This window comes from Bradyrhizobium sp. NAS96.2 (assembly GCF_001908235.1).
Taxonomy (GTDB): domain Bacteria; phylum Pseudomonadota; class Alphaproteobacteria; order Rhizobiales; family Xanthobacteraceae; genus Bradyrhizobium.
In genome coordinates, this window is record NZ_LGHK01000196.1 from 1 (window position 1) to 6,039 (window position 6,039).

Sequence of the window (6,039 nt, forward strand, 5' to 3'; positions counted from 1 at the left end):
ATGCTCCTGTTTTGAGTGAAGGTTGCGAACCCCTCATCTCAAGACAGGACGCCCCGTTGCGCTATCGTCTTGGCTACGCTGACCGCAGCAGCGCCCTACCGCGCGAGCGGTTTAGTCCTGGGGTCACAAGGCGATATCCCCGACGTCGGGTCGCGTGTCTGCTTTGCCCGTGCAAGCGGACTTCAAATCGAAAGCCGTACCCGCGGCAAAATGATACAAGCGTCGGGAGCGGGACACCGGTGCCACAACGCGGCAACACAGATCAGAACGCATACGCCTGCGAGACCATGATGTCAGAGAGCCCAGAGCCCACGACGCTCCGATTTTCGACCGCCGAATGGCCGGCGCAGAACCAGCTCGCGATATGGCGCGAAGCGATCGGACGCCGCGTCTTTCAATTCGACACGATGCCGTTGCATGACGGGCCGTTCCACGCCGAGGCGACCGCGCAGGCCCTCCCCGAGCTGTGCTTTGGATCCTGGACCCTCGGCAATCTACGCACTGCCGTGACGCACGAACTGCTCGACGGCACCGACCACCTCATGCTCCGCATCTCGCTGAGCGGCGCGCCCGTCCTGTCGCACCGGGGCCGCGAGGTCACCAGCGCTGCCGGCGATGCCATCCTGATGTCGACCACGGAGCCGTGGGTGAGCATCTCTCCGTCACTGACGCGCTTCCTCAGCCTGCGGCTGCGGCGCAGCGCGCTTACGCAGCTCGTGTCGTATCCCGAAGATGCGCTGATGCGCCCGGTGCCGCGCGAGACCGAAGCCATAAAACTGCTTGCCTTCTATCTTCAAAAGCTGATCCGCATGGATCCGATGTCGATGCCCGAACTACGGCAAGTCGTCGTCACCCACATCTACGACCTCGCGGCGTTGGTGATCGGCGCCACCCGCGACGGGGCGGCTGTGGCGAAGGACCGGGGCTTACGCGCCGCGCGGCTTGCCGCCGCCAAAGCCGACATCCATGCGCATTGCTCTGATCCCGACCTCACGCTGGTCACCGTCGCGGCGCGCCGGAATCTCTCGCCGCGCAGTCTTCAGCGCCTGTTCGCCGACGAGGGAACGAGCTTCACCGAATTCGTCCTCGACGCCCGCCTGACGCAGAGCCATCGGCTGCTGACCGATCCGCGCCGGGGCGATAGCAACATCAGCAGCATCGCGTTCGAAGCCGGCTTCGGCGACCTGTCCTATTTCAACCGCGCGTTCCGCCGCCGCTACGGCGCGACGCCCTCCGACGTCCGCGCCACGATGCGGCGTTGAGCGCGTTAGGCCGCGACGGATACGGATCGAATCGCTATCGCGTTGGCTCTTCGTTTTCGTTGCGCAGTGGATGGCGTTCCGATTCCGAAGTTCGGAAGCACATGCGGCTCACTCTTATACGAACTTCGGAAATCACGGAGCACTAAAGCGCGATGAGATGAATTTGAATCGTCATCGCGCTTTAGATTCTTGCTTTCGCATGATCTTTTCGGAAAACCGCTTCACACTTTTCCGGATCATGCTCTAGCTACGCAGCGAGCGCCTCCAGCACCGCGGTCGAATCGGCAACCCAGCCGAAGATGCCACCCTGGGCCTTGATCATCTTCAGGCCCATCTCGTGGAATTCCGGGAAGTAGGACGCGCAGCCATCTGAAATCACGACGCAGCGATAGCCGCGGTCGTTGGCTTCGCGCACCGTGGTGTTGACGCAGACCTCGGTGGTGACGCCGCAGACCAGCAGATTCTCGATGCCGAATTTCCTGAGGATGTCGCCGAATTCGGTGGCGTAGAACGCGCCCTTGCCGGGCTTGTCGATCACGATCTCGTTCTCGAGCGGATAGAGCTCGGGGATGATGTCATGCCCCGCCTCGCCGCGGATCAGGATCCGCCCCATCGGCCCGGGATCGCCGATCCGCAAAGACGGCGCGCCGCGCTCGACCTTCGCCGGCGGCGCGTCGGAGAGATCGGGCAGATGGCCCTCGCGGGTATGAACCACCAGCAGGCCGGCGTCGCGCACCGCCGCGAGCACCGCGGCGATCGGCTGCACCGCGCGGGCGAGCTGGCTGACGTCATTGCCGAGCGTCTCGCCGAAGCCGCCCGGCTCCATGAAATCGCGCTGCATGTCGATGATGACGAGGGCCGTCCTGCTCCAATCGAGCGTGATCGGCGCCGGCTCCGCCGCGATTGTCCCGCCTGAATTTGCCATGACGCACGCCCCGAATGCGAGAAGACCCAAGCTTGATTAAGCAAACCGCGTGCCATTGCGCAATGATGCAGCCGTCGCGCGCGACGGCCCGAAATGTCCGGCATCTCAATCGCTTGGACCCGCGCTCGGCCGTTCGCCCTCGCCGGTTCTCGTCCGCTTGATTTGCGCATCGTTCGATCCTGCTGGCATGATCGTTGCTAGCTAAGACTAAGAGCTGGACCGGAGCCCGAGCGAACAGCGACGAGCGTTCGCGAAATGACAACGCTTCAAACAACAAGCGGGAGGACAGGCATGAATGGACTTGGCGGCCTCAACAAATCACCCAACGGCGTCGTGATCGGACTGGTGCAGCTGCAGCTGCCCGTGGTTGCGACCAAGGCCGATCTGGCACGGCAGACCGAACGCATCGTCTGGATGGTCGGCAAGGCGCGGCGCAATCTCGCCACCATGGACCTGGTCGTGTTTCCCGAATATTCGCTGCACGGCCTCTCGATGGATACCAATCCGGAGATCATGTGCCGCCTCGACGGGCCCGAGGTCGCGGCCTTCAGGCAGGCCTGCATCGACAATGCGATCTGGGGCTGCTTCTCCATCATGGAGTTCAACCCGCACGGCAATCCCTACAATTCAGGCCTGGTCATCGACGATCACGGCGAGATCAAGTTGTACTACCGCAAATTCCATCCCTGGATTCCGGTCGAGCCGTGGGAGCCGGGCGATGTCGGCATTCCCGTGATCGACGGGCCGAAAGGCGCCAGGATCGCGCTGATCATCTGTCACGACGGCATGTTCCCGGAGATGGCGCGCGAATGCGCCTACAAGGGCGCCGAGATCATGATCCGCACCGCGGGCTACACCGCGCCGATCCGCGACAGCTGGCGCTTCACCAACCAGGCCAATGCGTTCCAGAACCTGATGGTGACGGCCAATGTCTGCATGTGCGGCTCGGACGGGTCGTTCGACTCGATGGGCGAAGGCATGATCGTCAATTTCGACGGCAGCATCATCGCGCACGGGACCACCGGACGGGCCGATGAGATCATCACCGCCGAGGTGCGGCCCGACCTCGTGCGCGAGGCACGGATCAACTGGGGCGTCGAGAACAACATCTATCAGCTGTGGCACCGCGGCTATGTCGCGGTGAAAGGCGGCGCGATGGATTGCCCCTACACGTTCATGCAGGACATGGTGTCCGGCCGCTTCCGCCTGCCCTGGGAAGATCAGGTCAAGATCACCGACGGCACGTCCTGCGGCTTTCCTGCACCGACACGGATGTTCGGCAAGACCGCGAAGGCCGCAGAGTAGCCGCCGTAAGCGGCTACTTGAAGAAATGCACGAGGCCGATGCTCAAGGCCAAGAGCAGCATCAGCGACAGCGTGACCGCGGCCGTCACCCGGCCACCGACGGTCGAGAGCACGCGCACGTCGACACCGAGCCCGAGCGCCGCCATCGAGACGACTGTGAGGATCGCCGCCGTCTTGGTCACCGGCGCGATCGCGACGTCGGGCACCAGCTGGAACGAGCGCAGCGCCGCCAGCACCAGGAAGCCGATGATGAACCAGGGCACCAGTTTGAACGGGCTGATCGAGGCGGCCTTTGCATTGGCAGTACCTTGCGCGGCCGTGCCGGCCTCGGTGCTTGCCTTGCGTCGCCGCGCGACGAGCAGCGAGAGGGCGACCACGATCGGACCCAGCATCAGGACGCGCACCAGCTTCACCAGCGTGCCGATCTGGGTCGAAACGATGCCGGCCGGCACGGTCGCCGCCAGCACCTGCGGCACGGCGTAGACCGTGAGGCCGGCGAGGATACCGTATTGGGTCGCGGTCAGCTTCAGCAGCGGAATCAAGAGCGGCAGGCCAAGCACCATCAGCACGCCGAGGATGGCGGTGAACGAGATCGAAGAAGCGATGTCGTCGCCATCGGCCTCGATCACGGGCGCCACCGCCGCGATCGCGGAATTGCCGCAGATCGAATTGCCGCAGGCGATCAGGATCGCGAGTTTTGTCTTCAACCCGAGCAGCCGGCTAAGGCCATAGCTCACCGCCAGCATGATCACGACGGTCAGAGCGATCGCGCCGATCAGGAGCCAACCCGACGCCAGGATCGCGGCGAAGCTGATGGACGCGCCGAGCAGCATCACCGCAACCTCGAGCAACTGCTTGGCGCTGAAGGCAATGCCCGAGCGCCAGCGCTCCGACGGTTCCCAGGCGGTGCGCACCGCCATCCCGAGCAGGATCGCGACGACCAGGGCCTCGATATAGGGGTGGTCGAAAACCCGCTCCTCGGCGGCCTGGACGCCGAGCGAGATGACCGTGACCACCCCGCACAGCAGAATGCCCGGAATGAGCAGGGTGATGCCCTTCAGCACCCCCTGCTTCTGCCCCCGATCTTGTTGTTGCGGCACGAAATCCTCTTTTCGGAGAAGATTTTATGCGCCAAGGCGGGCCTCTTGGCTAATATCTTTTCGGACTGCCCCGATAGAGAGAAGTTATGTCCCTTAACCTGCATCTGCTCCGCCTGTTCGCGGCCGTGGCGAGGAGTGGAAGTTTCTCCCGCGCCGCCGACCTCCTGCACATCAGCCAGCCGGCGATCTCCAAGGGCGTGCGGGATTTCGAACTGCAGGTCGGCTGCCGGCTGCTCGACCGCACCCCGAAGGGGGTGCGGCCGACCCGGGAGGGCGCGGCGCTGGCCCGCCATGCCGAGACGCTGTTCGCGGCCGAGCGCGCCGCCGAGGACGAGTTGCAGGCGCTGCGCAACCTCGACAGCGGCTCGCTGCGCATCGGCGCCAGCACGACGATCGCGACCTACATGATCCCGGAATATCTCGGCGTGTTCCACCGCGCCTTTCCCGGCATCGACCTGCATGTGGTGAGCGCCAACACCAGCGATATCGCCGCTCTGATGCTGGGACACGAGGTCGAAATCGCGCTGGTCGAGGGCCCGGTCGAGGACGAGAACCTGAGCAGCGAGGCCTGGCGCACCGACGTGATGGTGCTGATCGCGGCCCCGGATCACCGTTTCGCGGCCGCCGCGGGCCCGATCGACGTCCGCCTGCTCAACGACGAGATCCTGATCGTGCGCGAGCCCGGCTCGGGCACGCGCGAGGTGGTCGCGCAGGCGCTGGCCGCCCACCGCGTCGAGCCGCAGCGGACGCTGGAGATCGGCAGCACCGAGGCGATCAAACAGGCCGTGGCATCGGGCGTCGGTGTCGCCATCGTGTCGATCGCGACGATCGACGATCAGGTGAAGCTGGGCAAACTCAAGGTGATCCCGATCAAGGGCGTCGATATCGAGCGCACGCTGTGGCAGCTGAAATCGCCCGGCCGGCTGGACGTGCCGGCGGCGGTCGCGTTCGAGGGGATCATTCGGGAAAACCAGGCGGCGAAAACGGCGCCGCGGATGCAGCTGGCTAAAGCGCGGCGAACAGACCCTGTGCCCAGGCAACGGCACGCTCGAAGCTGAACACGCCGGGCTCGAAATAGACCGCGCGCGCCAGCACGATGCCGACCACCAGCACCCAGAACACGCTGGTGCCCGCGGTCTTCAGCCATTTCGATACGCCCTCGCTCGCGGCCGAAGAATCGACTGCGGGGACCGGCTCACCGAAGGGATCGAATGCGGATTGGCTCATCGTCGTAACCATCTGGACTACCCGCAGAATGTCGCGACGGCGGGGGCGGAAGCAAGGGTAGCAGAATGCCTTTTGCGGCGGCTAATTGGAAGGACGTTTTCTGGCCCGAAAGGCAGGGAGTATTTCCTTCTCGGCGCCTAAAGCGCGATGCGCTTTAGCTCTTTGTTTGAGCATGATCTCCGCGCAAACGCGTTCCGCGTTTGTCACGAGGGAAAACCGCT

6 protein-coding genes are annotated in these 6,039 nt (G+C 64.3%); 3 read left to right on the top strand and 3 right to left on the bottom strand.

The features are described 5' to 3' along the window. The first annotated feature begins 290 nt into the window (after positions 1 to 290). Positions 291 to 1,262, top strand: a complete 972-nt coding sequence (locus tag AC628_RS33510; protein ID WP_168193508.1) for a helix-turn-helix domain-containing protein — start codon at positions 291 to 293, stop codon at positions 1,260 to 1,262. A gap of 247 nt (positions 1,263 to 1,509) precedes the next feature. Here AC628_RS33510 and AC628_RS33515 read toward each other — a convergent pair whose 3' ends face one another. Then, positions 1,510 to 2,187 carry a cysteine hydrolase family protein gene (locus AC628_RS33515; RefSeq protein ID WP_074131006.1) on the bottom strand — a complete coding sequence of 226 codons (678 nt, stop codon included), beginning with the start codon at positions 2,185 to 2,187 and terminating at the stop codon, positions 1,510 to 1,512. Between the two features lie 291 nt (positions 2,188 to 2,478). On the opposite strand from AC628_RS33515, the gene AC628_RS33520 reads away from it, so the two are divergent. Beyond that, a complete protein-coding gene (locus tag AC628_RS33520; protein WP_074131007.1) occupies positions 2,479 to 3,492 on the top strand; it encodes a formamidase in 1,014 nt (337 codons plus the stop codon). A 13-nt stretch (positions 3,493 to 3,505) separates the two neighbouring features. On the opposite strand, the gene AC628_RS33525 is transcribed toward AC628_RS33520, so the two are convergent. Beyond that, positions 3,506 to 4,591, bottom strand: coding sequence for a YeiH family protein (locus AC628_RS33525; protein WP_074131008.1), 1,086 nt, complete (start codon positions 4,589 to 4,591; stop codon positions 3,506 to 3,508). Positions 4,592 to 4,677: 86 nt separating this feature from the next. Here AC628_RS33525 and AC628_RS33530 point away from each other — a divergent pair, with 86 nt between their 5' ends. Then, complete coding sequence (locus tag AC628_RS33530; protein WP_074131009.1) at positions 4,678 to 5,649, top strand: LysR substrate-binding domain-containing protein; 972 nt, start codon at positions 4,678 to 4,680, stop codon at positions 5,647 to 5,649. Here AC628_RS33530 and AC628_RS33535 read toward each other — a convergent pair. Beyond that, a complete protein-coding gene (locus tag AC628_RS33535) occupies positions 5,597 to 5,818 on the bottom strand; it encodes a hypothetical protein (protein ID WP_074131010.1) in 222 nt (73 codons plus the stop codon). The two genes, AC628_RS33530 and AC628_RS33535, sit on opposite strands and share 53 nt — an antisense overlap. Between the last annotated feature and the right edge of the window lie 221 nt (positions 5,819 to 6,039).